Origin of the sequence: Burkholderia lata (genome assembly GCF_000012945.1) — a bacterium.
Lineage (GTDB): Bacteria > Pseudomonadota > Gammaproteobacteria > Burkholderiales > Burkholderiaceae > Burkholderia > Burkholderia lata.
This window is the reverse complement of record NC_007510.1, coordinates 568,129-592,366: the sequence shown is the minus strand read 5'-3', so window position 1 is coordinate 592,366 and position 24,238 is coordinate 568,129. Positions and strand designations below refer to the sequence as shown.

Sequence of the window (24,238 nt, the reverse complement as noted above, 5' to 3'; positions counted from 1 at the left end):
CGCGGCAGCCGGCGGGCCGCTTACTTCGACGCGAGCCCCATCTCGTCGCGCACCTTCGACACGTTGTCGCGCGTCGCGAGCATGCCGGTCGTCAGCGTCAGCGCCGGCGGTGCCTTGCCCTGCGTGATCCACGTGTACATCAGGTCCGAGGTTTCCTCGCCGTGACGCTTCGGGCTGATGATCACGGTGCCGTAGAAGCCCGTCGGCTGCGGTTTCTTGAACTCGTTCAGCGCCGAATCGGAACCGCCGATGCCGATGCCGATCATGTTGTCCGCCTTGAAGCCGCGCCCTTCGGCCGCGCGCACAGCGCCGAGCACGGCTTCGTCGTTCAGGCCGTACGCCACCCAGTGCTTGAACTGCGGATTCTTCGTGAGCGCGATGTTCGCCGCGTTGAATGCGTTCTCCGTGTCGGTCTTCGCCTGCGGCGCCGCGATCACGTTCGCCTTCGGGAAGCCGGCGGCCACCAGCGCGTCGGTCGCGCCGCTCGTGCGGTCGTGCGCGGTCGGCAACTGCTCGTAGGTGATGTCGATCGCGCCGACGTCCTTCATGTCCCAGCCGCGCTTCTTGATCTCGGCCGCGATGCCGTCGCCGACCTGCTTGCCGATGTTGTACGCGGAAATGCCCATGTGCGGGACCGACTCGATCGGCTTGCCCGCGCCGTCGACGAGGCGGTCGTCCACCGTCATCATCTTCAGGTTGTGCGACTTCGCCTTCGCGACGATGCCCGGCCCGAGCTTCACGTCGGGCGTGCAGATGATGAAGCCCTGCGCCTTCTGCGCGGACAGGTTGTCGATCGCGCTCATCACCTTTTCACCGGACGGCGCGCCGATCTTCACCAGCGTGAAGCCCTTCTGCTTCGCGGCCATCTCGGCAAACTTCCACTCGTCCTGGAACCACGGCTCTTCCGGCTGCTTCACCAGGAAGCCGATCTTGACCGGATCGGCCGCATGCACGACGGGGCTCCCGATCACCACCGCGGCCGCGGCGGCCAGCGTTACGAACGTTCTGCGTTTCATCTCCAGTGTCTCCTTGTCTTCATCGAACAGGATGCAGCCGCTTGTTGGTTTCGACGCAGCGTGCGCGCGGCCGTCGCACGTGCGGTCTTTCGAATCGTTGCGTCAGTCGTGATACAGCGCCGCGCGCCCGCCATCGACGGTGATGCACGCGGCATTGATGAACGGCGCCTCGTCGGACGCCAGGAACACGGCCGTCATCGCGACCTCCTCGGGCCGGCCGATCCGCTTCATCGGCTGCAGCGCGAGCGTCTCCGCGCGTGCGGCAGCAGGGTCAGGTTGCGCATCCCACCAGTCGCGCGTGAGCTGCGTCTCGATGTAGCCCGGCGCGATCGCGTTCACGCGCACGTTGCGGGCCGCGTATTCGATGCCGAGCGCACGCGTGAGACCCAGCACGCCGTGCTTCGCGACCGGGTACGGAAAGCAGCCCGGGATGATCCTGAACGCGTGCGTCGACGCGATGTTCACGATGCTGCCGCGGCCGCGTTCGACCATCCCCTCCAGCGCCGCGCGGCAGCCGTGCCACACGCCGTCGAGGTCGACCGCGAAGCAGCGGCGCCAGTCGTCGTCGGTCATCGTCAGCGGATCGGCGAACACGTTGATGCCCGCGTTGTTCACGAGCACGTCGAGCGGGCCGAAGGCCGCCTCGGTCCGCGCCAGTGCCTCGCGCACCGCGTCCTGCCGTGCGACATCCGCCTGCAGCGGCAGCACGCGCGCACCGGCGATCTCCTGCGCAATCTCGGCGGCGGTGCGCTGCGCCTGCGGGAAGTCGAGATCGACGAGCGCAACCGCCGCCCCCTCGCGAACGAACGCGCGGGCGATCGCGGCGCCGATTCCTCGGCCCGCGCCCGTCACCATCGCGACCTTGTCCGCGAGGCGGCCCATCATGCGGCTCCGCCGCGCGCCGTGCGCAAGCCGGCCTGGAACGCGCGCGCGTTCGCCGCGGTCGCGTCGGCCGACTGGCCGGGACGGTACAGCGCCGAGCCGAGCCCGAAACCGTTCGCGCCGGCGTCGAGGAACGGCTGCATGTTGTCGGGCGAGATGCCGCCGACCGGGATCAGCGGCACCGCGCGGTCGATCACCGCACGCCACGCCTTCACGACGTGCACGCCGAGCTGCTCGGCCGGGAACATCTTCAGCACGTCGGCGCCGTTCGCGAGCGCCGCAAAGGCTTCGGTCGGCGTCGCCACGCCCGGCGCGCTCGCCAGGCCGCGCTCGCGTGCGCGGCGGATCACGGCCGCGTCGCTGTGCGGCATCACGATCAGCGCGCCGCCCGCGTCCTGCACGCGGTCGACATACTCGGCGCGCAGCACGGTCCCCGCGCCGACAATCGCGTCGTCGGGCAGCGCGCGCCGCAGCGCCGCGATGCTGTCGAACGGATTGGGCGAGTTGAGCGGCACCTCGACGATCCGGAAGCCGGCTTCATAGAGCGCATGGCCGTGGTCGGCCGCTTCGGCGGGCGTGATCCCGCGCATGATCGCGATCAGCGGGCACGCGTCGAACGCACGCATCAGCGCGGCGTGGGGCGCGTACGGCGCGGGCAAGGTCAGGTCGGACGGCATCGAAGGTTCCTCTGCAAACAAGTCATTGGTCGGCGCAGACGGGCTCGCCATCTGCACGCACGAGCCCGGCACGCGACGCGATCCGCCACAGGCCGCGGTCGGTCGCATGCGCGACGACGCGGGCGTGCAGGTGGCCGAATTCCTGGAGCGCATCGGCGTAGCGCGCACACAGGCTGTCGTCGCCGATCAGCAGCAGCGGCTGGTCCGCGAGCGCGATGCCGCGCTCCGCGAGCATCGCGTCGAGCGCGTTGAGCTCATGGCCGATCAGCAGCCCGGACAGGTAGTCGCCCTGCGCATCGGGCGCGAGCCGGTCGGTCAGGCCGAGCGTGCGCGTGCTGAAGATCGTCGCGAGCAGCCCCGTGTGCTGCGCGCCGCGCGCGACCGAGACGCCGCGCACGAACGCCGCCCGATCGGGCGACGCACCGGCGCGCATCGTGCGGCCGAGGATCGTGTGGTCGCGCAGCACCGCGAACAGCTCGCCCGTCATGAAGGTCTGGAAGCGCTCGATCAGCCCGTCCCTCACCCACGCCCATTTCGCATGGGTGCCCGGCAAGCCGATCAGTACCCCTGAACGATCGGCGCCAAGCGTGGGATCGCTCGCGAGTGCACCGAATATCTGCGTTTCTTCACCGCGCATCACGTCGGGCAATTCACCCGTGGCGATGACGCCCGGCACGATCGAGATCGTCGTGCCGCGCGACGTCGTCACCGTGATGAGGCCCTTGACGAGCGCGTCGGCGCCGGCCGGCACCGCGACGTACGGCGCCTCGCGCCAGCCCTGCGCGCTGCCGACCATCCCGGCGGCGAGCACCGGCAGGCCCGGCGTGCGGTCGAGCCAGTCGCCGCATGCTTCCTCGAACACCGCGTCGAACGCGCGCGCGCCGCCGCCGGGCACATGCATCACACCCGCTGCACGGCTGCGCGTGTCGATGAGCGCGCCGTGCGCGTCGTACAGGTAAGCGCGCAGCGACGTCGTGCCCCAGTCGAGCGCGATCAGCGACGGGGTGGCGGAGCTGGCATCCGGAACGGGCCGGGTCGAAGTCGTCATCGTTTGATCCTGCGGGTACCCTGCGGCGGGCTCCAGCCCAGTTCCGCGGAAATGGCTCGCGCTTCGCGCTGCACGAGCGGAATCAGTTCGTCCATCCGGTCGTGCGGCATGTACGGAATCGTGCTCGCGACCGACACGGCCGCCACGATCGCGCCCGATGCATCGCGGATCGGCGCGGCCACGCAGCGGATCGACGCCTCGTTTTCCTCGAGATCGAACGTGTAACCGCCGGCCGCGTAGTGCGCCATGCGCTGCAGGAACGCGCTCGTCTCGGGCCGGTTGTCCGGCTTGAAATTGACGCCGGCGAGCGCACGCCGGGCAGCCTCGAACAGCGAGCGCCACGTGTCGGGATCGGTGTCGAGCATCATCGCCTTGCCGATGCCGGTCGACGCGAGCGGCATCCGGTGGCCGACGCGCGAGCGCATCTCGAGGCCGCGCGTGCCGGGAATCTTGTCGATGTACAGCACGTCGTCGCCGTCGCGCACGCCGAGATGGATCGTGTCGAGCGTCGCTTCCGCGAGCGCTTCGAGGTGCGGGCGCGCCACCGCGGTGAGCGGCATCTGCTCGAGCGCGATCGTGCCGAGCTCGATCAGCTTCGGGCCGAGCAGGTAGCCGCCCTGCACCTGGCGCAGGTAGCGCGCCTGCACGAGGCTGCTGACGAGGCGGTGCGTGGTGCTGCGCGTCGTGCCGAGCGCGGCGCCGATCGCGCGCATGTCGCGCGCGCCGTTCGCGATCGCCTCGAGGATCGCAAGACCGCGCAGCAACGTCTGCGTGCCGGCCTGCTGCGCAGCGAGATCGAGCGGCGTACTGGTCGCGCCGATGCTGTCGGTCAGCGATGCATCGTCCGGCGTCGCGCGCCGGGCGTCGAGGGCAAGTGTGTCGGGCATCTTGGTCATGGGGCGGGCTTCTTCAACGGAACCGGTGAAGCCGTTCGCGCGATGCCGGAACTGCGTCCGGCGTCGCGACGAGGCGGCGGTCGATGCACCGAATAAAGCGCCCGGCGAACGTCATGGAAGGTGTCTCCGTGTGCGTCGGGCGCCGCGCGATGCGTGGGTCCGAAGCTGTCGATGTGCTTCGGATTGTAGGAGCGCACGCACTCGTCTCCAATATTTGAATGCGTTGCCCAGATAATGAGAATCCGGCACGAATCCGCCGTGTACGCGACGAAACGGCGGCTTCATGTACACGGGGGCGGAACCCGCCGTGCAGCAGGTTCCGCCCCCGTTTGTTCACCGCGCGCCGCGCTTACTGCTGGCTCGTGCTGCGTGCCTGCATGTAGCGCTGGACGTCCGCGAACGACACGCGGCCGTTGCCGCCCGAGTCGATCTGGCGGAAGTGGTTCGCGACATAGCCGAGGCCGGCCGCGCGGGCCTGCGATTCGGTGATCGAACCCGTGTTCTGCGCGTCGGCTGCGCTGAACTGCTGCGCGAGCTTGCGCACCACCTGCGCATGCAACGCGGCGCCCGTCGTCTGCGTGCCGGCGGTCGGCTTGCGCGCGGCCGGCGGCACGTACGGATCGCCGAGCTGCGCCTGGCGCGCACGCACCGGTGCGGCGGCGTCGCTTGCCTGCGCGAACGCGGATACGGATGCTGCGGCGCCGACACAGGCGAGCGCCGCGGCAACGACGATGAAACGATTCTTCATATCAGGCTCCAGTCTGGAATGAGGTCGTCGACGGCAGGCGCGGCGCCACCGCGGGCGCGCGTCGCCTGCCTGGCGCAGCATCAGTGCGCGGCCGCGTTGTAGAAGGTCACGAGGTCCGCTTTCTCCTGCGGACGCGACGTATCGTCGAGATAGACCATGTGTCCGCCCTGATAGTCCTTGATCGTCAGGTTCGGTTGCGTCCCGAGCCGCGCGAGATCGAGCTCGGTCTGGTAGAACGGCGTCGCGATGTCGTGATACCCGTTCAGCGACAACACCTTCAGTTGCGGATTCAGCGACAGCGCCGCAGCGAGATCGGGGATCGTGTCCGGCATCGCGAGGCCGTCGTGCGTCCAGTCCCACGTGTTGATCGCATTGCTGCTCAACGAATACGACGACTGCGCGGTGTACTTCAGCTCGTTCGGCAGGTACTTGCCGATCGTGTCGGTGAACGGCTGCGTGATGTACGTGCTCGACGGGTCGCCGCCGGATGCCAGCGGGCTCGACACCGGCACGTTCACGCGCGCGTCGTAGCGGCCGATCAGCGTGCCCGGGATCAGCGACAACTGGAAGCTGTTGTCGAAGAAGGTCGGGATCACGTTGAAGTTCGCATTCCACAGCGACTGCTTCACGCCGGTCGAATTCACCATCGTCGTGACGAGGGACGGCGGGGGCGGCGTATGGCTCGCGAGGTACGCGTTCACGGCAGGCGCGTAGCTGCCGGCCGTCAGCAGGCGCATCTGGTCCGCATACTGCGGCAGGCTCGACGGGTTCGGGTTGTCGAGCTGGTAGTACGCGCCGACGGTGCCATACGACGGCACGAAGCCCGCGCAACTCACCGGGCTCGACCCGTTGTTCGAGTTGCCGATGTAGTCGCTCGCCATGTCGCAGTTCACGTTGTAGTTCAGGATCGACGACTGCAGCACGATGCCGGCGAGCTTCACGCCGGCCGTCTCGAGCAGGTTCGCGAGCACGTCGGTGCGCGGCGTGCCGTACGACTCGCCGAACAGGTATTTCGGCGAATCGTTGCGCTGGTTCACGGCGATGTAGCGCGTCACGAAATCGCGGAACGCACCGCCGTCCTGGTCGACGCCCCAGAACGTCTGGTTCGTGTTCGGCGCGACCGCTTCGGAGAAGCCGGTGCCGATCGCATCGACGAACACGAGGTCGGTCGTGTCGAGCAGGCTTTCCTGGTTGTCGACGAACGGGAACGTCGACGTGTTCGCGTTCGGGTCGCCCGTCTGGATCCGGCGCGGGCCGAACGAGCCGAGATGCAGCCACACCGAGGCCGAGCCGGGGCCGCCGTTGTACAGGAACGTGACGGGCCGCTTCGCCGCGGGCTGGTTGTCGGCCGTATAGGCGACGTAGAAGAACGATGCTTCGGGCGCGCCGGTCTGCGGATTGCGCGCGACGAGGTGGCCGGCCGTGGCCGTGTAGCGGATCGTCTTGCCGTTGAGTGTGATCTGGTGATGCGTGACGGCGGCCTTTTCAACCGCGGCGGAGGCGTCGAGCGACGCGTTCGCGCTCGACGAATAACTGTTCGGATCGTTGTACGCCCTGTCCACCTGACTGGCGGGATCGGCTGAATTGTCGGCGCTGGCAGCAGAGGACGATGTCACGTCGTCGTTGCAGGCCGTCAGAATCAGCGAAGAAAACACCACTCCCAACAACAGCTTCGCTTTGCTCGCTGGCATCGTTGCTTTCCTTCTCTCGGATGTTTTTTGTGTCGAGCAGCCGGATAAGCCGCCCCCCGCCTCGATTGCGGCCGATAAGCCGAGGCGCTGGCCAATATACGCGAGCCCGTCAGCTTTGAAAAATTTTGAAATATTTGGCTGGCGGCCGGTGCAGCGCACACCTTTCAGGAATGCTTCGGTTCGCGAAACGTTGCATTTCACGCGCCTTTCATCGGCTTTCTCGTTTACCCGGAAATACTAAAAAACTCCGAATTTCGTGCCATATCGGCTAACAAAGTCGCACGACACCCGGTATTGCTCAGCAAAACGAAATAGACGGATTCGTCTAAAGGATGTGGCCCGAAATGCGCGCGACACGAATGCGCTGCATCGCACAAACGACGCGCGAGCGGCGCACGGGTGGCGAAACGGTCAATGCGACGGCGCGAGCGCGCCGCCGTTCACTCCGATTGCGGCAGCTCGGCCGCACCCATCCGGCGAGCGATGACCGCCGCGCGCTGCGCCTGGTAGGCCGAGCCGCGATGCGCGTCGAACCAGCGCGGCTTCGGCAGCATGACCGCGAGACGCGCCGACTGCCACGCGCCGAGCCGGCTTGCGGGAATCCGGTAGTAATAGCGTGCGGCCGCCTCGGCGCCGTACACGCCGCGTCCCCACTCGACGGAATTCAGGTAGATCTCGAAGATCCGCTCCTTGTCGAGCACCGTTTCGAGCATCCACGTGATGATGAGCTCCTGCCCCTTGCGGATGTAGCTCTTCTCGCGCGACAGGAACAGGTTGCGCGCGAGCTGCTGCGTGATCGTCGAGCCGCCCGCGACGATCCGGCCGCGCGCCTTGTTCTTCTCCCACGCCTGCAGGATCGCGTCGACGTCGTAGCCGTTGTTGGTCGCGAAGGTCGAGTCTTCGGACGCGATCAGCGCGCGCTTCAGGTTGCGCGAGATCTGGTCGTACGGCACCCATTGATGCTGAATCTGCGCGGGCGGCTTGTCGCGCGACAGCCACCACGCGTCGGTGCGCATGAATGCGGTCGAGCCCGGGTTCACGAACGACCACAGCGCGATCTGCGCGAGATAGAACAGTTGCGTCGCGAGCCACGCGCCCGCGAACACCGATCCCGCATAGACGATCCAGCGGGTCGGGCTCACCGTCCGCGTGTGCTGCGTGCCGCTCACCGCCACCACGAGCCGCGCTCCGTTCAGCTCGCCGCGAGCGCCTGGCGCAGCGCGGCCAGCACCGGTGCGCCGTCCGGCCGCACGCCGCGCCAGATGAAGAACGATTCGGCCGCCTGCTCGACGAGCATCCCGAGCCCGTCGGCCGTGCGCGCGCCGAGCGACGCCGCGTGCTGCATGAACACCGTCGGCTGCGCGCCGTACATCATGTCGTACGCGAGCGTGCCTGCGCCGAATGCCGCCGCATCACACTCCGGCAGCGCGGCATCGAGGCTGCCGGCCGTCGCGTTGATCACCACGTCGTACCGCTCCGCGCGCACGACATCGGGGCCGCCGCCCGCGAGCGTGCAGCCCGCGTCGTGCGCGGCCTGCATGAACTGGCCGACGAGTGCCTCGGCCTTGCTCGCGGTACGGTTCACGATCGTGATCGACAGCGGCGCGCGGTCGAGCAGCGGCAGCACGACCCCGCGCGCCGCGCCACCCGCGCCGAGCAGCAGGATGCGGGCGCCCGCCAGCGACACGCCGAGATTCGCTTCGATGTCGCGCACGAGGCCGACACCGTCGGTGTTGTCGCCGTGGATGCGGCCATCGACATCGATGCGCAGCGTATTCACGGCGCCCGCCGCTGCCGCGCGCGGCGACAGCGTGTCGGCGAGCGCATGCGCTTCGAGCTTGAACGGCACCGTCACGTTCGCACCGCGACCACCTTCGGCGACGAACGCGCGCACGGCCGCGTCGAAACCGTCGACCGGCGCAAGCCGGTGCGTGTACTCGACCGGCTCGCCCGTCTGCGCGGCGAACTGCGCGTGGATGAATGGCGACTTGCTGTGCGCCACCGGGTTGCCGAACACTACATAGCGGTCGGCGCCGCTCGTCGACGCAGCCGCGGTCATGATGCGCGCCCCTCTTCGCTGGCGTTACCGTTCGCGGCTTCGCCGCCTTCACCGGCCGTCGCGCCGTCCGCTTCCGCCAGCGCTTCGGCTTCGGTTTCGGCCGTCGCGTCTTCGGCGTCGATCAGCGTGTCGTCGCCGCCTTCGGCGTCATCTTCTTCCTCGGCAGCATCGCCGCTCGTCACGGTCGGCGCGTCGAGCACGTTCAGCAACCGCACCGATGCCTCGATCGTCAGCTCGTCGAGCGACATCACGTCGAGCAGCACGCGCGTGCCGCGCGCATGCACGCCGAGCCCCGGCACGTGCAGCAGCAGCGGAATTTCCTCGAGGCGCACCAGATCGCCCTTCACGACGCTCGCGACGACCTGCTTCTTCTGCTCCTGCGCGAGCCAGCGCAGGCACCAGAAATATTCCATCCGGCGCTGATAGTCGGCGTAGGCCGTGTAGGTGTCGTCGAAGCCCTGCACGACCGCGTACAGGTCGGCGTCCTTCGGCTTGAACGGCGCGGCGAGCTTCGCGGTGACGCCATGCTGCACGCAGGCGAGCAATTGCCACTGGTTCACGAGGTCAACGTAACGGCGCAGCGGCGACGTGCTCCACGCATACTGCGCGACGCCGAGGCCTTCGTGCGGCGCGGCCGTCGTCTGCATCCGCGTGCGCTTCGGGCCCGGCGCGCCGAAGCCGCGCTGCGAGCGGTAGATGCCCGGCACCGTGTGGTCGTGCAGGAACGCGCCCCAGGTCGAGTTCGCGAGGATCGCGAGCTCCGACACGATCAGGTCGAGCGGCGACCCGCGACGGCGCGGCGTGATCGACACGTGCTCGCCTTCGACATAGAAGTTGTAGTCGGTGTTGCGCTGCACCTCGCGCTTCAGGCCGTAGCCCGCGCGCGCGACCTGGCGCTTCTCGAACAGCGCCTGCGCGAGCGGCCACAGCACGGCGATGTCGTCCTTGTGCGGATAGTCGCCGGTGCCGGCTGCGAGCGTCTCTTCGTTGACGAGCTCGTCGAGGTGGTTGTGGCGCAGGTTGTTCTTCACGAACACGAGCTCGGCGCGCGTCTCGTTCGCGACGATCTCCTGGGTTTCGCGGTTGACGATGATGTACAGCGACAGTGCCGGGCGGTAGTCGCCCTCTTTCAGCGTGAACACGTCGACAACGTCGTCCGGCAGCATCGTGATCTTGTCGCCCGGCATGTACACGGTCGACAGGCGCGTACGCGCGATCGCGTCGACCGAGTCGCCGCGCACGATGCCGAGCGCCGGTGCCGCGATGTGCACGCCGATCCGCACGCGGCCGTCGGCCAGGTGCTCGACCGAGAACGCGTCGTCGATTTCGGTCGTCGTGATGTCGTCGATCGAGAACGCCTGGACGTCCGCACGCGGCAGGTCGTCCGGCAGCGCGCCGACCGTGACGGCCGGAAAGCCCGTGCCGTGCGGGAAGAATTCGGCGAGGAAGCGCGCCTCGTGCAGCGCACGCGGCGACGCGATGCCGCCGCAGTCGAGCATCAGCCGCGCAGGCGACACGCCGCGCGCACCGGCCGCCGCTTCCATCGCCTTGTATTCGATCGCGTTCTTGTCCGGCCGCGTCAGCAGCCCGAGCACCTTGCCCGCGAACGCTTCCGGCAGCTTGCCGGCCTTCAGTTCCTCTTCATACTGCACCTGGACGAGCGCCTGCTGGCGCTTGCGCTCGAGCGACGCGAGCGCCATCTTGAGCTGCTCTTCCGGCGCGCGCTGGTACTGGCCGCGCCCCTTGCGGCGGAAGTAGACGGGCGAGCCGTGCAGTCGCAACACCAGCGCCGCGCGCTCGACCGGGCCGTACGTCGCGCCGAAGTATTCCGCGGCCAGCGCCGTGTACGCGAACTCGTCGGCCGGCGCGCATTCCCACAGGAAGTCCAGATCGATCTGCTGCGCGGCCGAGTCGGCCTCCTGCATCAGCTCGCTTGCGGCCGGCTTGTCGAATTCGATCAGCACGTCTTTCGCGCGCACCTTCGCCCGCCGCCCGCCGGGCAACTCGACCTGAAACGCGTCGCCCTGGCGCGACAGCACGCTGCCCGCCTTGAAACTGCCCGATTCCTCGAAGAAAACGTTCACTCAGTACTCTCGTTCAGACTGCCGGGCGCCACGTCGGCGGCGCCGCATGATGATGGGAATTCGATCGGCACATGGCCGGTTTAAGACGTCTTTCCGTCGCAAAAAGCGAGAACGTCGTCGACATAGTCGGCAAATTCGCTGATCCCGTGATCGCTGCCTTCGATCACGCGCGTCTTCGCGCCCGGGTAATGCGCGAGCATCTCGCGGTAATCGAGCACTTCGTCACCGGTCGCCGCGAACAGATAGTAGCGTTCGGCACGCGTGATCGCCGGCACGCGCAGCGCATCGAGCTCATGCAGGTGACGGCGCTCGACGACGATCGTGCCGCCGCCGTGGTACAGCGGTTGTTCGCCGAGATGCTGCTCGAGATCGCGCTGCGGCACGATCGCCGGATTCAGCAGCACGGCCTTCCAGCCGTGCTTTTCGGCCAGCCACGTGGCGTAATAGCCGCCGAGCGAGCTGCCGATGACGGTCACGTCGCGCGCGCCGGCCACTTCGGCTTCCGCGACCGCGATCGCTTCGAGCGGCGACACCGACAGCGACGGGCACCGCCACTCGTCGGTGCGGCCGAGCTCGGCCATGCGCGCGGCGAGCTGGCGCGACTTCTGCGATTCCGGCGACGACCGGAAGCCGTGCAGGTACAGGATCACGTGCGGCTCCCGAGCGCATCGAGCAGCTTCTGGTGCACGCCGCCGAAGCCGCCGTTGCTCATCACGAGCACGTGGTCGCCCGGGCGCGCGGCTGCGACGACGGACTTCACCAGCAGGTGCAGATCGTCGAATGCGTGCGCCTTCTCGCCCAGCGGCGCCAGCGCCTCGGCCAGGTTCCAGCCGAGCGCGTCGCGCCCGGTCGGCGCGCCGTAGCCGAACACGAGATCGGCATCGGCCAGGCTCGCCGGCAATTGCGACTTCATCACGCCGAGCTTCATCGTGTTCGAACGCGGCTCGAGCACGGCGAGGATGCGAGCATTCTCGCTGCCGATGCGTGCACGAAGGCCGGCGATCGTGGTTTCGATCGCGGTCGGATGGTGCGCGAAGTCGTCGTAGACGGTCACGCCGTCCACGCTGCCGCGCACTTCCATCCGGCGCTTCACGTTGCGGAACGACGCGAGGGATTCGGCCGCCTGCGCGGGCGGCACACCGACGTGGCGCGCAGCCGCGATCGCCGCGAGCGCGTTCATCCGGTTGTGATCGCCCTGTACTTGCCACGTAACTTCACCGACACGTTCCGCGTGCGAATACACCGCGAAGCGCTCGTCGACCGGCACACCGTCCTCGGCCGGCAGCGCCTGCCAGCCGCCGTCGACGCCGAACCGCTCGACCTCGCTCCAGCAACCGCGCGCCAGCACGCGCTCGAGCGCGTCCGAGCGGCCGTTCGTGACGATCCGGCCGACACCGGGCACGGTACGGACGAGATGGTGGAATTGCGTCTCGATCGCGGCGAGATCCGGGAAGATGTCGGCGTGATCGAATTCGAGATTGTTCAGCACCGCGGTGCGCGGCCGATAGTGGACGAACTTCGAGCGCTTGTCGAAGAACGCCGTATCGTATTCGTCGGCCTCGATCACGAAGAAGCTCGAATCGGTGAGCCGCGCCGACACGCCGAAGTTCAGCGGCACGCCGCCGATCAGGAAGCCCGGATTCAGGCCCGAGTCTTCCAGCAGCCACGCAAGCATCGACGACGTGGTGGTCTTGCCGTGCGTGCCCGCGACCGCGAGCACCCATTTGCCGGCCAGCACGTGCTCGCCGAGCCACTGCGGGCCCGACACGTACGGCAGGCCGCGATCCAGGATTGCTTCCATCAGCGGATTGCCGCGCGTGACGACGTTGCCGATCACGAACAGGTCCGGTTTCAGGTCGATCTGCTCGGCGCCGTAGCCCTCGATCAGCGTGATGCCCTGCGCCTCGAGCTGCGTGCTCATCGGCGGATAGACGCCCGCGTCGCAACCCGTCACCGTGTGGCCCGCCTCGCGCGCGAGTACGGCGAGACCGCCCATGAAGGTGCCGCAGATGCCAAGAATGTGGATGTGCATAGATGAATGCTTTCGCGCCGCCGGGCGCCGTCGATTCGGAAAGGATGCGTGTGCGGCGCGGCGGACGGGCCGTGCGGCCGGCGCCCGGCCAACGGCTTTTGCCGCGACACAAAGAACAGTATTGTAACTGACGGCCTGCCGTGCCCGGCGGCCCGAACGCTGCGCGCAAACGGCGCCTGCACTGCGGGCGGCAGGCCGCCGCACCCGTGCTCGGGCGCTGCGGCGATCGAGTATGATTGCCGGATCATGTCTCGCAAAACCCTTCTCGACCCGCGGCGCGTCCGCGAGGAAATCGCCCAGTCCGCCGCACGCCTGATCGCGGAGGACGGCCTGGACTATGCCAGCGCGAAACGCAAGGCCGCGCGCCAGTTGTTGGGCGATACGCGCGTTGCCGGCGAATGGCTGCCGGATAACGACCTGATCGAGGAAGAACTGCGCGAGTTTCTCGCCCTGTTCCAGAGCGACACGCAGCCGGACGAACTGCGCCGCCTGCGCGAAGTCGCGCTCGACTGGATGCGCCGGCTCGCCGAGTTCCATCCTTATGTGACGGGCGCCGTGCTGAACGGCACCGCGAACGCGCATTCGGATATCCATTTGCAGGCATTCACCGACAACCCGAAGGACGTCTCGATCTACCTGCTGAACCAGAACGTCCAGTACGACGTATCCGAGACGCGGCACTTCGCGGGTCGCGCCGACGTCGAGACGCTCAGTTTCCTGTGGCGCCCGCGACGCGACGTCGATGCGATCGGCATCCACCTCGCGCTCTATGCGAGCGACGACCTGCGCGGCGCGGTCAAGGCCGACGCGCGCGGCCGGGTCGCCCGCGCGGATGCCGCCGCGCTGCGCGCGCTCGTCGAAGCAGGCAAGGCCCCTTCCGAACCGGAATGATTCAACGATGATGATGAAACGCATGTTGGCGCTCGCGGTCGTCGCGGCCGCCGCCGTTGCCGGCGGGCTCGCCGCCGGCCATTTGTTCCGTGGCACCACCGATGACGGTGTCGCCGTCGCCGCGCCCGCCGCGCACGGCAGCCCGGTCGAACAGTTGTGGGCGGCGTCGCTGACGGGCACCGACGGCAAGCCGGCCACGCTGTCCGCCTTCAAGGGCCAGAAGGTCGTCGTCAATTTCTGGGCGTCATGGTGCGGCCCGTGCGTCGAGGAGATGCCGGAGCTCGTCGCGCTGTCGCATCAGTACAAACAGAAGGGCATCCGTTTCATCGGGATCGGCGTCGATTCCGAACAGAACGTGAAGAACTTTCTGCAGAAGGTGAAGGTCGACTATCCGGTATTCATCAGCGGATATGCGGGCGCCGATCTGGCCCGTAATTTCGGAAATACCGCCGGCGCGTTGCCGTTTACGGTCGTCATCGACGAAACCGGCAAGATTCGCGAGACAAAATTGGGACAAATCCAACCGGCCGAGCTGAAAAAGACGCTCGACGCGCTGTAACCTGCCCGAACGGCGGCCCGCACGTTGGCGGCGATTTGCCCGTGGATCGCCGCAATTTCGCGTGAATTCGCCGATACTTTGCCTGAGTGCCGGTAATTCTTGCGGGTCCGGCGCGCTTGGCCGTTCGGCAAAACTAGACAAATTTCTCTAAATAGCGCTAAAGTTCGCGCAATTCCGCAGAAATAGAAGCGACCATGACACGATTGCTGGTGCTGCACGGCCCCAACCTGAACCTTCTCGGCACCCGGGAACCGGAGGTGTACGGCCGCGTCACGCTCGCACAGATCGATCAGGCGCTTGCCGCGCGCGCCCGGGAAGCCGGCGCCGAACTGTCGTCGTTCCAGAGCAACCATGAAGGTGCACTGGTCGACCGCATTCAGGCCGCGCGGGAGGAACAGACCGATTTCATCCTGATCAATCCGGCCGCGTATACGCACACGAGCGTCGCGATCCGGGACGCGATCGCCGGCGTTGGCATCCCGTTCGTCGAGGTTCACTTGTCGAACGTGCATCGCCGCGAAGCGTTCAGGCACCACTCCTACTTTTCCGACCAGGCCGAAGGCGTGATCTGCGGGCTCGGCTGGAAAGGTTATCTGTACGCGCTCGAGTACGCGCTGGACAAGCTGCAAGGCACGTCGCGCGGCTGATTTCGCGATCTAGATTCAGCGCCGGCCCCTAACCGGCGCTTTCACGTATTGAAAGGGGAATTCCCGATGGATCTTCGTAAGCTGAAAACTCTGATCGACCTCGTTTCCGAATCCGGCATCTCCGAGCTGGAAGTGACGGAAGGCGAAGGCAAGGTGCGCATCGTCAAGAACGCGCCGCCGGTCTACGTGCAGCCGACGGCTGGGTATGCCCCGCAAGTCAGCGCGCCCGCTCCGGTCGCGCTGCCGACCGAAGGCGCTGCCGCGCCGGCCGCAGGCGGCGCAGCCGCTCCGGCGGTCCCGCAGGGCCACGTCGTGACGTCGCCGATGGTCGGCACGTTCTATCGCGCACCGTCGCCGGGCGCGGACCCGTTCGTCCAGGTGGGCGACACGGTCAAGGAGGGCCAGACGATCTGCATCATCGAAGCGATGAAGCTGCTCAACGAGATCGAGTCGGACAAGGCCGGCGTGATCAAGGAAATCCTCGTCGAGAACGGCCAGGCCGTCGAATACGGTCAGCCGCTTTTCGTGATCGGCTAAGTCCGCCGCGCGGCCTCCGGGCCGCGCGCCGCCGATGCCCGCCAGGCGCCGTTCGCGCGCCCCTCGAAGAGACGAATACTCGCTATGTTTGAAAAAATCCTCATTGCCAATCGCGGTGAAATCGCGCTGCGCATCCAGCGTGCGTGCCGCGAGCTCGGCGTCAAGACGGTGGTCGTCTACTCGGAAGCCGACAAGGAAGCCAAGTACGTCCGCCTCGCGGACGAAGCCGTCTGTATCGGCCCGGCCCAGTCGAACCTGAGCTACCTGAACATGCCGGCGCTGATCAGCGCCGCGGAAGTCACCGATGCCGAGGCGATCCACCCCGGCTACGGCTTCCTGTCGGAGAATGCCGATTTCGCGGAACGCGTCGAGCAGTCGGGCTTCACGTTCATCGGCCCGCGCCCGGAAACGATCCGCATGATGGGTGACAAGGTCACCGCGAAGCAGACGATGATCAAGACCGGCGTGCCTTGCGTACCGGGCTCGGAAGGCGCGTTGCCGGACGATCCGAAAGAGATCGTCAAGATTGCGCGCGCGATCGGCTATCCGGTCATCATCAAGGCGGCAGGCGGCGGTGGCGGGCGCGGGATGCGCGTCGTGCACACCGAGGCCGCGCTCGTCAACGCGGTCAACATGACCCGCGAGGAAGCCGGCCGTGCGTTCGGCAACCCGCAGGTGTACATGGAGAAGTTCCTCGAGAACCCGCGCCACATCGAAATCCAGGTGCTGTCCGACGCGTACAAGAACGCGATCTGGCTCGGCGAGCGCGATTGCTCGATGCAGCGCCGCCACCAGAAGGTGATCGAGGAAGCGCCGGCACCCGGCATTCCGCGCCGCCTGATCGACCGCATCGGCGACCGCTGCGCGGACGCCTGCAAGAAGATGGGCTACCTCGGCGCGGGCACGTTCGAATTCCTGTACGAGAACAACGAGTTCTACTTCATCGAGATGAACACGCGCGTGCAGGTCGAGCACCCGGTATCGGAGCTGATCACGGGCGTCGACATCGTGCAGGAACAGATCCGCATCGCGGCCGGCGAGAAGCTCACGCTGCGCCAGCGCGACATTGAATTCCGCGGACATGCGATCGAATGCCGGATCAACGCAGAAGATCCGTTCAAGTTCACGCCGTCGCCGGGCCGGATCACGTCGTGGCATACGCCGGGCGGTCCTGGCGTGCGCGTCGATTCGCACGCCTACAATGGCTATTTCGTGCCGCCGAACTATGATTCGATGATCGGCAAGCTGATCACCTACGGCGCGACGCGCGAGCAGGCAATCAGCCGGATGCGCATCGCGCTGTCGGAAATGGTCGTCGAAGGCATTCAGACCAACATCCCGCTGCACCGCGAGCTGATGATCGATTCGAAGTTCGTCGAAGGCGGCACCAGCATCCACTACCTCGAAAACCGGCTCGCCCAGAAGCAGCAGGTCGCACCGGAAGAAGCGTAAGCATGAGCTATCGCGAACTCGTCGTCGAACTGGCCCGTGAGCATGCGGAGGCACTGTCCGACGCGCTGCTCGAACTCGGCGCGCTGTCGGTGTCCGTGGAAGACGCCGACGCCGACACGCCCGACGAACAGCCGCTCTTCGGCGAGCCGGGCCTCGTGCCCGACCGCACCGCGTGGCAGCACTCGCGCGTGGTCGCGCTGCTCGCGGCCGACCATGAGCCGGCCGTGCTCCTCGCGGCTGCCGCGAACGAGATCGGCGTCGCCGAGACGCCGGCGTTCACCGTCCGCGAAGTCGAGGAACAGGACTGGGTGCGGCTCACGCAATCGCAGTTCGAGCCGATCCCGATCGGCGAGCGGATCTGGGTCGTGCCGTCGTGGCACGATGCGCCCGATCCCGATGCGCTCATCCTCGAACTCGATCCGGGCCTCGCATTCGGCACCGGCAGCCACCCGACCACGCGCCTGTGCATGGAATGGCTCGAGCAGTCGGTGAAGCCGGGCCAGTCGGTGCTCGACTACGGCTGCGGCTCGGGCATTCTCGCGATCCTCGCGAAGAAATGCGGGGCGAACCCCGTCATCGGCATCGACATCGATCCGCAGGCGGTCGAATCGGCGCGGCAGAACAGCGAACGCAACCATGCGGATGTCACGTACGGGCTGCCCGATGCGTGCCCGGACGGCGAATTCGACATCGTCGTCGCGAACATCCTGTCGAATCCGCTGAAGCTGATGGCGTCGATGCTCGCATCGAAGGTCAAGCCGGGTGGGCGCATCGCGCTGTCGGGCGTGCTCGCGCGCCAGGCGGACGAAGTGGCGGCCGTCTACGCACGCTACGTCGACATCTCGGTCTGGCGTGAGCACGAAGGTTGGGTATGCCTCGCCGGAACCCGACGCGAAAGCCATTAGAATAGCGCTGTCCTTCACTCTGGCCAGCAGGCCGCCCGGCTCGACATGCTTCTTGCGACGCGCTGCCCTCATTGCGAAACCGTCTTCCGGCTGCAGCAGGAACAGCTCTCGCTGCATCAAGGGCTCGTGCGCTGCGGGCACTGCCACGAAGTCTTCAACGCATCCGAGTCGCTCGTTCCCGAGCACGCGCAGCAGCCCGAGCCGGCCCTGACCGAACCGGCTGCCGCGCCGGATGACGGCCACGCGCATCATCCGGCCCTGCCTCGGCTGTTCGCCGCCGAAGCGCCGGCCGGGTCGCCTTCCGACACCGATTACAAGCCGGAAGGCTGGGACATGTGGGCGCCGTGGCTCGATGCCGGCGTCGACCCGTCGCTGCAGCACAGCGTGCAGACCGTGCGCACCGAGCCGCTGATCCCGCTCGCGCTACCGTCCACCGAAGCCGGCGTCGTTCACCTGTCGGGTACGCCCGCTCCGTTCGCGCCCTCCCCGGCCGAGCTGGACGCCGCCACTGCCGTCGCGCAACCCGCCGAATCGACGCAGACGCAGACGCAGACGCAGACGCAGACGCAGCAGGATACCGAACCATCGGCCACGCCCGTCGAGCGCGACCCGCGTGAGCCCCGCTTCGTCCCCCACGTTCCGTCGGACGCGGAGACCGCTCGCGATGCCGCCGAACCCGCCGAACCCGTCGGCACCGCGCACTTCGCCGTGCCGGACGACGAACGCGCGCCACGCGAACCGCGTTTTGCGTTCGCACCGGCGCCGGCTGTCACCGAAGCCGAAGCCGGGGGCGAGCCCGACACCGGCACCCCACGGCACGACGAAACGCCCGCCGCAACGACCAACGCGCCAGCCGCACCGTTCCCCGCTGCATTGACCGACGACGATCGTCCGCATTTCGCCGTCACGCGCGAGACGCGCGCGCCGCAGCGGCGCGGCATGCTCGGCGGCTTTTTCGGCGGCCTCGTCGCTGCCGTGCTGGCCGTGCTGCTCGTCACGCAACTCGCGTGGTGGCAGCGCGAATCGCTGATGATCTACTGGCCCGTCACGCAGGGCTGGTTCCGGCAGGCCTGCGCGCCGCTCGGCTGCAAGGTCACGCCGCCGCGCGCGATCGACGGCCTGCGGCTCGACGCGACCGACCTGCGCCAGCTCGACGGTCCGCGCGAGCTCGAACTGAAGGTGCCGCTGACGAACCGCTACCGTGTCGCACTCGCCTATCCGTCGCTCGAGCTGACGCTGCTCGACGACACCAACCACGTGACCGTGCGCCGCGTACTCGCGCCGCGCGACTACGTGCGCCCGGGCACGCCGATCGACGCCGGGCTGCCGCCCGGCGCGACGCAGACGATGGTCGTCCGCGTCGAAACGAACGGCACGCCCGCCTCGAATTTCCGCGTCCAGATTTTCTATCCGTGACGCGCCGCGGCGCGCGCCTGCGCGCCCGTCTCAACCCGCGCGCCCGAGCGGCGCGCTATTTCGGAGCACGAACATGAGCAAAGTTACGCTGGGTGGCAACCCGATCGATCTCGCCGGCACGTTCCCGGCCGTCGGCGCACAAGGCGCCGATTTCAAGCTGGTCGGCAAGGACCTCGCCGACCTGTCGCTCGCCAGCTTCGCCGGCAAGCGCAAGGTGCTGAACATCGTCCCGAGCCTCGACACGCCGACCTGCGCGACGTCGACCCGCAAGTTCAACGAAGCCGCATCGTCGCTCGACAACACGGTCGTCGTCGTCGTGTCCGCCGACCTGCCGTTCGCTGCGACGCGCTTCTGCACGACCGAAGGCCTCGAGAACGTCGTGACTGCTTCGACGTTCCGCACCGGCCGCGCGTTCGCGAACGCATACGGCGTCGACGTGACGAGCGGCCCGCTGAACGGCCTGACCGCACGTGCGGTCGTCGTGCTCGACGCGCAGGACAAGGTGATCCACGCGGAACTCGTCGGCGAAATCAAGGACGAGCCGAACTACGATGCAGCGCTCGCCGCACTGAAGTAAGCTTTCTCTCGCTTTCCCCTGCCGCGCCGCGCCTTTCGCGCGGCGTTGTCGCGCAGGGGTCCCTCATTTCTACAGGAACGCACACCTTGGCTACGTTGATTTGCGGCTCGATCGCCTACGATTCCATCATGACCTTCGAAGGGCGGTTTCGTGAGCACATCCTCCCCGACCAGGTGCACCTCATCAACCTGAGCTTCCTCGTGCCGACGATGCGCCGCGAATTCGGCGGCTGCGCGGGCAACATCGCGTACGCGCTGCACCTGCTCGGCGGCGATGCGCGGATCATGGGGACGGTGGGCGCGCTCGACGCCCAGTCGTATCTCGACCGGCTCGACCAGCTCGGCCTGCGTCGCGACCACGTCCGCGTGCTGCCCGACACGTATACGGCGCAGGCGATGATCACGACCGATCTCGACAACAACCAGATCACGGCGTTCCACCCGGGCGCGATGATGCAGTCGCACCTGAACCACGCAGGCGACGCGCCGGGCATCAAGCTCGCGATCGTCGGCCCCGACGGCTTCGACGGGATGGTGCAGCACGTCGAAGAACTCGCGAAGGCCGGTGTGCCGTTCGTATTCGATCCGGGCCAGGGCCTGCCGCTGTTCGACGGTGCGACGCTGCGCCGCAGCATTGAACTTGCGACCTATGTAGCGGTCAACGACTACGAGGCCAAGCTGGTGAGCGACAAGACGGGATGGTCCGAAGATGAAATCGCCAGCCGGGTCGACGCGCTCGTCATTACGCGTGGCGAGCACGGCGCGACCATCCGCCACAAGCAGGGCACGGAGCTGATTCCTGTCGTGCCGGCCGAGCGTATCTCCGATCCGACCGGCTGCGGCGATGCCTTCCGGGGTGGCCTGCTGTACGGCATCGAACATGGCCTCGACTGGGCAACCACGGGCCGCCTCGCGAGCCTGATGGGCTCGATCAAGATCGCCCACCAGGGGCCCCAGACTTACGTACTGACGCGCGCCGAGATCGACGCGCGCTTCGAGACTGCATTCGGTTACAGTCTCAAATGAATTTTGTGGGAGAGCAAAGATGTTGACGAAAAAGACCCTCACGCTCGCGGCCATGCTGACGGCCTCGCTGACGCTCACCGGTTGCTTCACCGCACCCGGTTCGGCGGATGTCTATAGCGTCGGCCAGGCGCAGCGCGAACAGACGGTCCGCATGGGCACGGTCGAAAGCGTCCGCGCCGTGCGCATCCAGTCCGACGGCGGCGGCAGCGCGATCGGCACGATCGGCGGCGGCGCACTCGGCGCGGTGGCAGGCAGCGCGATCGGCGGCGGCAAGGGGTCGATCCTGACCGCGATCGCCGGCGGCCTCGTCGGCGCGGTCGCGGGCAACGCGGTCGGCGAAAACCTCAGCACGGCGAACGGTGTCGAAATCACCGTGCGCCTCGACAACGGCGATCTGCGCTCGATCACGCAGGCAGCAAGCGGCGAAGCGTTCCGCGCCGGCGAGCGCGTGCGACTGCTGTCGAGCGGCGGCGTCACGCGCGTCACGCACTAACGGGTACCTCAGCTCGCGGCGCAAGCCGCGGTCGAACGCATGTGCGAAGCTGCACATGCGTTTTTTTTCGTCCGTACCCGCCGCAACCGGCATACGGGCAACCTGCCTATCGGCAAGTACAGACGAAAAAAATCCCGCCACCTGAGCCAGATGGCGGGACTGATTGAGTAGCGCTACTCAACCCGCGGACACCACGTGAGTGTCCGGGTGGTGCAGGTCAGCCTCGATTACGGACGGCTGCCGGTCGGGAACGGCCATGCCGCTGCCGGGTTGAGCGCGGTCTTCACGCCCGATGCCGGCGCAACCGATGCGGTCGACGCGGTCGTTGCCGGTGCAGCCTTCTTCACGACGGCCTTCTTCGGAGCAGCAGCCTTCTTCGGAGCCGCGGCCTTCTTCGCCGGAGCCGGAGCAGCAGCGGCAGCCTTCTTCGCGGGAGCAGCGGCCTTCTTCGCAGGGGCAGCCTTCTTCGCAGCAGGCGCAGCCTTCTTCGCGGCAGCCTTCTTGGCAGGCGCAGCCTTCTTCGCAGCAGCCTTCTTCGCCGGCGCGGCCTTCTTCGCAGCAGCCTTCTTGGCCGGTGCGGCCTTCTTCGCAGCAACCTTCTTCACTGCGACTTTCTTGGCTGCAACCTTCTTCACTGCGGCCTTCTTCGCCGGTGCTGCCTTCTTCGCAGCAACCTTCTTCACTGCGACCTTCTTGGCTGCAACCTTCTTCGTTGCGACCTTCTTGGCAGCAACCTTCTTCACTGCTGCCTTCTTCGCCGGTGCTGCCTTCTTCGCGGCAACCTTCTTCACCGCGACCTTCTTGGCAGCAACCTTCTTCACTGCAGCGGCCTTCTTCGCCGGCGCAGCAGCCTTCTTCGCAGCGACCTTCTTCACTGCGGCCTTCTTTGCAGCCGGTTTCTTCTTGGCAAGTGCCATGTTGTTCTCCTTCAGGTTCAGATGAGAGTCAGTTCAAACTACACCCTTCGTCAAAACCCGCTTCCCGCGGACGCTGTTCAGGACGTGCGCTTCGAAGCGGGCTATTCATCGGCGTACGCGGATACCACGCGCTTACGCTAATGAATACGGTATGGCGCGCGTGACCACCCGGCCTCGCGCGCCAAATCAAGTCGGTAGCCGGCGCACCTCGCGCCGCTACCCCTAATCGCTTGATCAAGCGGACCGCCACACGGCTGTCCGCTTTTTCCGGAGGGAAGTTTGCCCATCCCACTGAAGGGTTCGCAAAGTGCCTGTCGTGTCGTCGTGCCGTTAAGGCACCGGGCATGCTTTGCATCAGGCGTTCTTGCTCCTAAACCTTGGGCCGGGGCCGAGAGGCCGCCGGCTGCACCATCATGTGACGGGTTCGCTGCTGCGGGTTATTCCCAGGACAGCGCACCGCCCGTCTGATACTCGATCACACGCGTCTCGAAGAAGTTGCGTTCCTTCTTCAGGTCGATCATCTCGCTCATCCACGGGAACGGGTTTTCCTCGTTCGGATACAGCGGGTCAAGGCCGATCTGCTGGCAACGGCGGTTGCTGATGAAGCGCAGATAGCTCTTGAACATCGACGCGTTCAAACCCAGCACGCCGCGCGGCATCGTGTCTTCGGCGTAGCGGTATTCGAGTTCGACAGCCTGCTTGAACAGCTCGCGGATCTCGGCGCGGAATTCGGCGGTCCAGAGATGCGGATTCTCGAGCTTGATCTGGTTGATCAGGTCGATGCCGAAGTTGCAGTGCATCGACTCGTCGCGCAGGATGTACTGATATTGCTCTGCAGCACCCGTCATCTTGTTCTGGCGGCCGAGCGCGAGGATCTGCGTGAACCCGACATAGAAGAACAGGCCTTCCATGATGCAGGCGAACACGATCAGCGACTTCAGCAGCTTCTGATCCGCTTCGAGCGTGCCGGTCTTGAAGGCCGGATCCGTCAGCGTGTGGATGAACGGGATCAGGAATTCGTCCTTCGCGCGGATCGACGTGACCTCGTGGTACGCGTTGAAGATCTCGCCTTCGTCGAGACCGAGCGATTCGACAATGTATTGGTACGCGTGCGTGTGGATCGCCTCTTCGAACGCCTGGCGCAGCAGGAACTGCCGGCACTCGGGCGCCGTGATGTGGCGGTACGTGCCGAGCACGATGTTGTTCGCCGCGAGCGAATCGGCCGTCACGAAGAAACCGAGGTTGCGCTTCACGATGCGGCGCTCGTCCTCGGTCAGACCGTTCGGGTCCTTCCACAGAGCGATGTCGCGGGACATGTTGATTTCCTGCGGCATCCAGTGGTTCGCGCAACCGGCCAGATACTTTTCCCACGCCCACTTGTACTTGAACGGCACCAGCTGATTGACGTCAGTCTGGCCGTTGATGATGCGCTTGTCGGCGACATTGACCCGCGCTTCCGAACCGCCGGCGGGAACAGCCGATGCTTGCGGCGGCACCGCAAGATCGCCTTCGAAAATGTCGCGGACCTGATGGGCGGCAGGCGTTGCAGCCTGCAGTCCGACAGCCGCTCCTGCGGAGGTGCGCATCGCGTTTTGCTGCGCTCCGCTCGCGGGAGTTACGGCAGTCTTCTCTTCATCCCAGTTGAGCATAAATTCTCACCATCAATTTAGAACGGTTTGTACCATC

The 24,238-nt window shown here is 66.8% G+C and carries 25 protein-coding genes; 10 read left to right on the top strand and 15 right to left on the bottom strand.

The window, feature by feature from the left end:
- Nucleotides 1-20: 20 nt before the first annotated feature.
- The 12 genes from BCEP18194_RS08625 to mpl form a co-directional block, all read right to left on the bottom strand.
- Nucleotides 21-1,016 (bottom strand): arabinose ABC transporter substrate-binding protein, encoded by a 996-nt coding sequence (locus BCEP18194_RS08625; RefSeq protein WP_011350894.1) that lies wholly within the window; start codon nt 1,014-1,016, stop codon nt 21-23.
- A gap of 102 nt (nt 1,017-1,118) precedes the next feature.
- Nucleotides 1,119-1,898, bottom strand: coding sequence for an SDR family oxidoreductase (locus BCEP18194_RS08620; protein WP_041492735.1), 780 nt, complete (start codon nt 1,896-1,898; stop codon nt 1,119-1,121).
- Entirely contained in the window at nt 1,898-2,575 is a 678-nt protein-coding gene (locus BCEP18194_RS08615; RefSeq protein WP_041492734.1) for a 2-dehydro-3-deoxy-6-phosphogalactonate aldolase, read from the bottom strand. The genes BCEP18194_RS08620 and BCEP18194_RS08615 overlap by 1 nt, the downstream gene beginning before the upstream one ends.
- A 22-nt stretch (nt 2,576-2,597) precedes the next feature.
- On the bottom strand, nt 2,598-3,623 hold the full coding sequence (locus tag BCEP18194_RS08610; protein WP_011350891.1) for a 2-dehydro-3-deoxygalactonokinase: 1,026 nt from the start codon (nt 3,621-3,623) through the stop codon (nt 2,598-2,600).
- Nucleotides 3,620-4,519, bottom strand: coding sequence for an IclR family transcriptional regulator (locus tag BCEP18194_RS08605; RefSeq protein WP_011350890.1), 900 nt, complete (start codon nt 4,517-4,519; stop codon nt 3,620-3,622). Before BCEP18194_RS08605 ends, BCEP18194_RS08610 begins: the two co-directional genes overlap by 4 nt.
- Nucleotides 4,520-4,868: 349 nt before the next feature.
- On the bottom strand, nt 4,869-5,267 hold the full coding sequence (locus tag BCEP18194_RS08600; protein WP_011350889.1) for an EF-hand domain-containing protein: 399 nt from the start codon (nt 5,265-5,267) through the stop codon (nt 4,869-4,871).
- 80 nt (nt 5,268-5,347) lie between these two features.
- Nucleotides 5,348-6,958, bottom strand: coding sequence for a S10 family peptidase (locus BCEP18194_RS08595; RefSeq protein ID WP_011350888.1), 1,611 nt, complete (start codon nt 6,956-6,958; stop codon nt 5,348-5,350).
- Between the two features lie 440 nt (nt 6,959-7,398).
- Nucleotides 7,399-8,136 carry a monofunctional biosynthetic peptidoglycan transglycosylase gene (gene mtgA, locus BCEP18194_RS08590; RefSeq protein ID WP_011350887.1) on the bottom strand — a complete coding sequence of 246 codons (738 nt, stop codon included), beginning with the start codon at nt 8,134-8,136 and terminating at the stop codon, nt 7,399-7,401.
- A 14-nt stretch (nt 8,137-8,150) separates the two neighbouring features.
- Nucleotides 8,151-9,017 (bottom strand): shikimate dehydrogenase, encoded by an 867-nt coding sequence (gene aroE, locus BCEP18194_RS08585; RefSeq protein ID WP_011350886.1) that lies wholly within the window; start codon nt 9,015-9,017, stop codon nt 8,151-8,153.
- The gene (locus tag BCEP18194_RS08580; protein WP_011350885.1) at nt 9,014-11,101 is read right to left on the bottom strand and encodes a ribonuclease catalytic domain-containing protein; all 2,088 of its coding nucleotides are present in this window, start codon (nt 11,099-11,101) and stop codon (nt 9,014-9,016) included. Before BCEP18194_RS08580 ends, aroE begins: the two co-directional genes overlap by 4 nt.
- 80 nt (nt 11,102-11,181) lie before the next feature.
- Nucleotides 11,182-11,751, bottom strand: a complete 570-nt coding sequence (locus BCEP18194_RS08575; RefSeq protein WP_011350884.1) for a YqiA/YcfP family alpha/beta fold hydrolase — start codon at nt 11,749-11,751, stop codon at nt 11,182-11,184.
- Nucleotides 11,748-13,337, bottom strand: coding sequence for a UDP-N-acetylmuramate:L-alanyl-gamma-D-glutamyl-meso-diaminopimelate ligase (gene mpl, locus BCEP18194_RS08570; protein WP_244272918.1), 1,590 nt, complete (start codon nt 13,335-13,337; stop codon nt 11,748-11,750). Before mpl ends, BCEP18194_RS08575 begins: the two co-directional genes overlap by 4 nt.
- Before the next feature lie 42 nt (nt 13,338-13,379).
- Between mpl and BCEP18194_RS08565 the strand changes: the two genes are divergently transcribed.
- From BCEP18194_RS08565 to BCEP18194_RS08520, 10 genes are all read left to right on the top strand, one after another.
- Complete coding sequence (locus BCEP18194_RS08565) at nt 13,380-14,024, top strand: hypothetical protein (protein ID WP_011350882.1); 645 nt, start codon at nt 13,380-13,382, stop codon at nt 14,022-14,024.
- 7 nt (nt 14,025-14,031) lie between these two features.
- The gene (locus BCEP18194_RS08560) at nt 14,032-14,583 is read left to right on the top strand and encodes a TlpA family protein disulfide reductase (RefSeq protein WP_011350881.1); all 552 of its coding nucleotides are present in this window, start codon (nt 14,032-14,034) and stop codon (nt 14,581-14,583) included.
- Nucleotides 14,584-14,777: 194 nt separating this feature from the next.
- A complete protein-coding gene (aroQ, locus tag BCEP18194_RS08555; protein ID WP_011350880.1) occupies nt 14,778-15,230 on the top strand; it encodes a type II 3-dehydroquinate dehydratase in 453 nt (150 codons plus the stop codon).
- Between the two features lie 66 nt (nt 15,231-15,296).
- Nucleotides 15,297-15,767: an acetyl-CoA carboxylase biotin carboxyl carrier protein gene (gene accB, locus BCEP18194_RS08550; RefSeq protein WP_011350879.1), complete on the top strand. Its 471-nt coding sequence runs from the start codon at nt 15,297-15,299 to the stop codon at nt 15,765-15,767.
- 84 nt (nt 15,768-15,851) lie between these two features.
- On the top strand, nt 15,852-17,219 hold the full coding sequence (gene accC, locus BCEP18194_RS08545) for an acetyl-CoA carboxylase biotin carboxylase subunit (RefSeq protein ID WP_011350878.1): 1,368 nt from the start codon (nt 15,852-15,854) through the stop codon (nt 17,217-17,219).
- A gap of 2 nt (nt 17,220-17,221) precedes the next feature.
- Nucleotides 17,222-18,124: a 50S ribosomal protein L11 methyltransferase gene (gene prmA / locus BCEP18194_RS08540; protein WP_011350877.1), complete on the top strand. Its 903-nt coding sequence runs from the start codon at nt 17,222-17,224 to the stop codon at nt 18,122-18,124.
- A gap of 45 nt (nt 18,125-18,169) precedes the next feature.
- The gene (locus BCEP18194_RS08535; RefSeq protein ID WP_011350876.1) at nt 18,170-19,540 is read left to right on the top strand and encodes a zinc-ribbon and DUF3426 domain-containing protein; all 1,371 of its coding nucleotides are present in this window, start codon (nt 18,170-18,172) and stop codon (nt 19,538-19,540) included.
- A gap of 73 nt (nt 19,541-19,613) precedes the next feature.
- On the top strand, nt 19,614-20,117 hold the full coding sequence (tpx, locus tag BCEP18194_RS08530; protein WP_011350875.1) for a thiol peroxidase: 504 nt from the start codon (nt 19,614-19,616) through the stop codon (nt 20,115-20,117).
- Between the two features lie 86 nt (nt 20,118-20,203).
- Nucleotides 20,204-21,142, top strand: a complete 939-nt coding sequence (locus tag BCEP18194_RS08525) for a carbohydrate kinase family protein (protein ID WP_011350874.1) — start codon at nt 20,204-20,206, stop codon at nt 21,140-21,142.
- 19 nt (nt 21,143-21,161) lie between these two features.
- Nucleotides 21,162-21,635: a glycine zipper 2TM domain-containing protein gene (locus tag BCEP18194_RS08520; RefSeq protein ID WP_011350873.1), complete on the top strand. Its 474-nt coding sequence runs from the start codon at nt 21,162-21,164 to the stop codon at nt 21,633-21,635.
- A gap of 227 nt (nt 21,636-21,862) precedes the next feature.
- On the opposite strand, the gene BCEP18194_RS08515 is transcribed toward BCEP18194_RS08520, so the two are convergent.
- The 3 genes from BCEP18194_RS08515 to BCEP18194_RS08510 all read right to left on the bottom strand — a co-directional run bounded on the left by BCEP18194_RS08515 (nt 21,863) and on the right by BCEP18194_RS08510 (nt 24,201).
- Entirely contained in the window at nt 21,863-22,552 is a 690-nt protein-coding gene (locus BCEP18194_RS08515) for a histone H1-like DNA-binding protein (RefSeq protein ID WP_011350872.1), read from the bottom strand.
- Between the two features lie 28 nt (nt 22,553-22,580).
- Entirely contained in the window at nt 22,581-22,907 is a 327-nt protein-coding gene (locus BCEP18194_RS39370) for a hypothetical protein (protein ID WP_081436571.1), read from the bottom strand.
- Between the two features lie 82 nt (nt 22,908-22,989).
- Complete coding sequence (locus BCEP18194_RS08510; RefSeq protein WP_011350871.1) at nt 22,990-24,201, bottom strand: ribonucleotide-diphosphate reductase subunit beta; 1,212 nt, start codon at nt 24,199-24,201, stop codon at nt 22,990-22,992.
- Nucleotides 24,202-24,238 lie beyond the last annotated feature (37 nt).

Excerpts from the sequence above, each read along its gene's own strand:
- BCEP18194_RS08595 (WP_011350888.1), bottom strand. The coding sequence starts at position 6,958 with ATGCCAGCGAGCAAAGCGAAGCTGTTGTTGGGAGTGGTGTTTTCTTCG.
- BCEP18194_RS08560 (WP_011350881.1), top strand. The coding sequence starts at position 14,032 with ATGATGATGAAACGCATGTTGGCGCTCGCGGTCGTCGCGGCCGCCGCC.
- BCEP18194_RS08605 (WP_011350890.1), bottom strand. The coding sequence starts at position 4,519 with ATGACCAAGATGCCCGACACACTTGCCCTCGACGCCCGGCGCGCGACG.
- BCEP18194_RS08620 (WP_041492735.1), bottom strand. The coding sequence starts at position 1,898 with ATGGGCCGCCTCGCGGACAAGGTCGCGATGGTGACGGGCGCGGGCCGA.
- accB (WP_011350879.1), top strand. The coding sequence starts at position 15,297 with ATGGATCTTCGTAAGCTGAAAACTCTGATCGACCTCGTTTCCGAATCC.
- aroE (WP_011350886.1), bottom strand. The coding sequence starts at position 9,017 with ATGACCGCGGCTGCGTCGACGAGCGGCGCCGACCGCTATGTAGTGTTC.
- BCEP18194_RS08515 (WP_011350872.1), bottom strand. The coding sequence starts at position 22,552 with ATGGCACTTGCCAAGAAGAAACCGGCTGCAAAGAAGGCCGCAGTGAAG.
- BCEP18194_RS08535 (WP_011350876.1), top strand. The coding sequence starts at position 18,170 with ATGCTTCTTGCGACGCGCTGCCCTCATTGCGAAACCGTCTTCCGGCTG.
- tpx (WP_011350875.1), top strand. The coding sequence starts at position 19,614 with ATGAGCAAAGTTACGCTGGGTGGCAACCCGATCGATCTCGCCGGCACG.
- BCEP18194_RS08615 (WP_041492734.1), bottom strand. The coding sequence starts at position 2,575 with ATGCCGTCCGACCTGACCTTGCCCGCGCCGTACGCGCCCCACGCCGCG.
- BCEP18194_RS08510 (WP_011350871.1), bottom strand. The coding sequence starts at position 24,201 with ATGCTCAACTGGGATGAAGAGAAGACTGCCGTAACTCCCGCGAGCGGA.
- accC (WP_011350878.1), top strand. The coding sequence starts at position 15,852 with ATGTTTGAAAAAATCCTCATTGCCAATCGCGGTGAAATCGCGCTGCGC.
- prmA (WP_011350877.1), top strand. The coding sequence starts at position 17,222 with ATGAGCTATCGCGAACTCGTCGTCGAACTGGCCCGTGAGCATGCGGAG.
- aroQ (WP_011350880.1), top strand. The coding sequence starts at position 14,778 with ATGACACGATTGCTGGTGCTGCACGGCCCCAACCTGAACCTTCTCGGC.
- BCEP18194_RS08565 (WP_011350882.1), top strand. The coding sequence starts at position 13,380 with ATGTCTCGCAAAACCCTTCTCGACCCGCGGCGCGTCCGCGAGGAAATC.
- BCEP18194_RS39370 (WP_081436571.1), bottom strand. The coding sequence starts at position 22,907 with ATGCAAAGCATGCCCGGTGCCTTAACGGCACGACGACACGACAGGCAC.
- BCEP18194_RS08625 (WP_011350894.1), bottom strand. The coding sequence starts at position 1,016 with ATGAAACGCAGAACGTTCGTAACGCTGGCCGCCGCGGCCGCGGTGGTG.
- BCEP18194_RS08600 (WP_011350889.1), bottom strand. The coding sequence starts at position 5,267 with ATGAAGAATCGTTTCATCGTCGTTGCCGCGGCGCTCGCCTGTGTCGGC.
- BCEP18194_RS08520 (WP_011350873.1), top strand. The coding sequence starts at position 21,162 with ATGTTGACGAAAAAGACCCTCACGCTCGCGGCCATGCTGACGGCCTCG.
- BCEP18194_RS08610 (WP_011350891.1), bottom strand. The coding sequence starts at position 3,623 with ATGACGACTTCGACCCGGCCCGTTCCGGATGCCAGCTCCGCCACCCCG.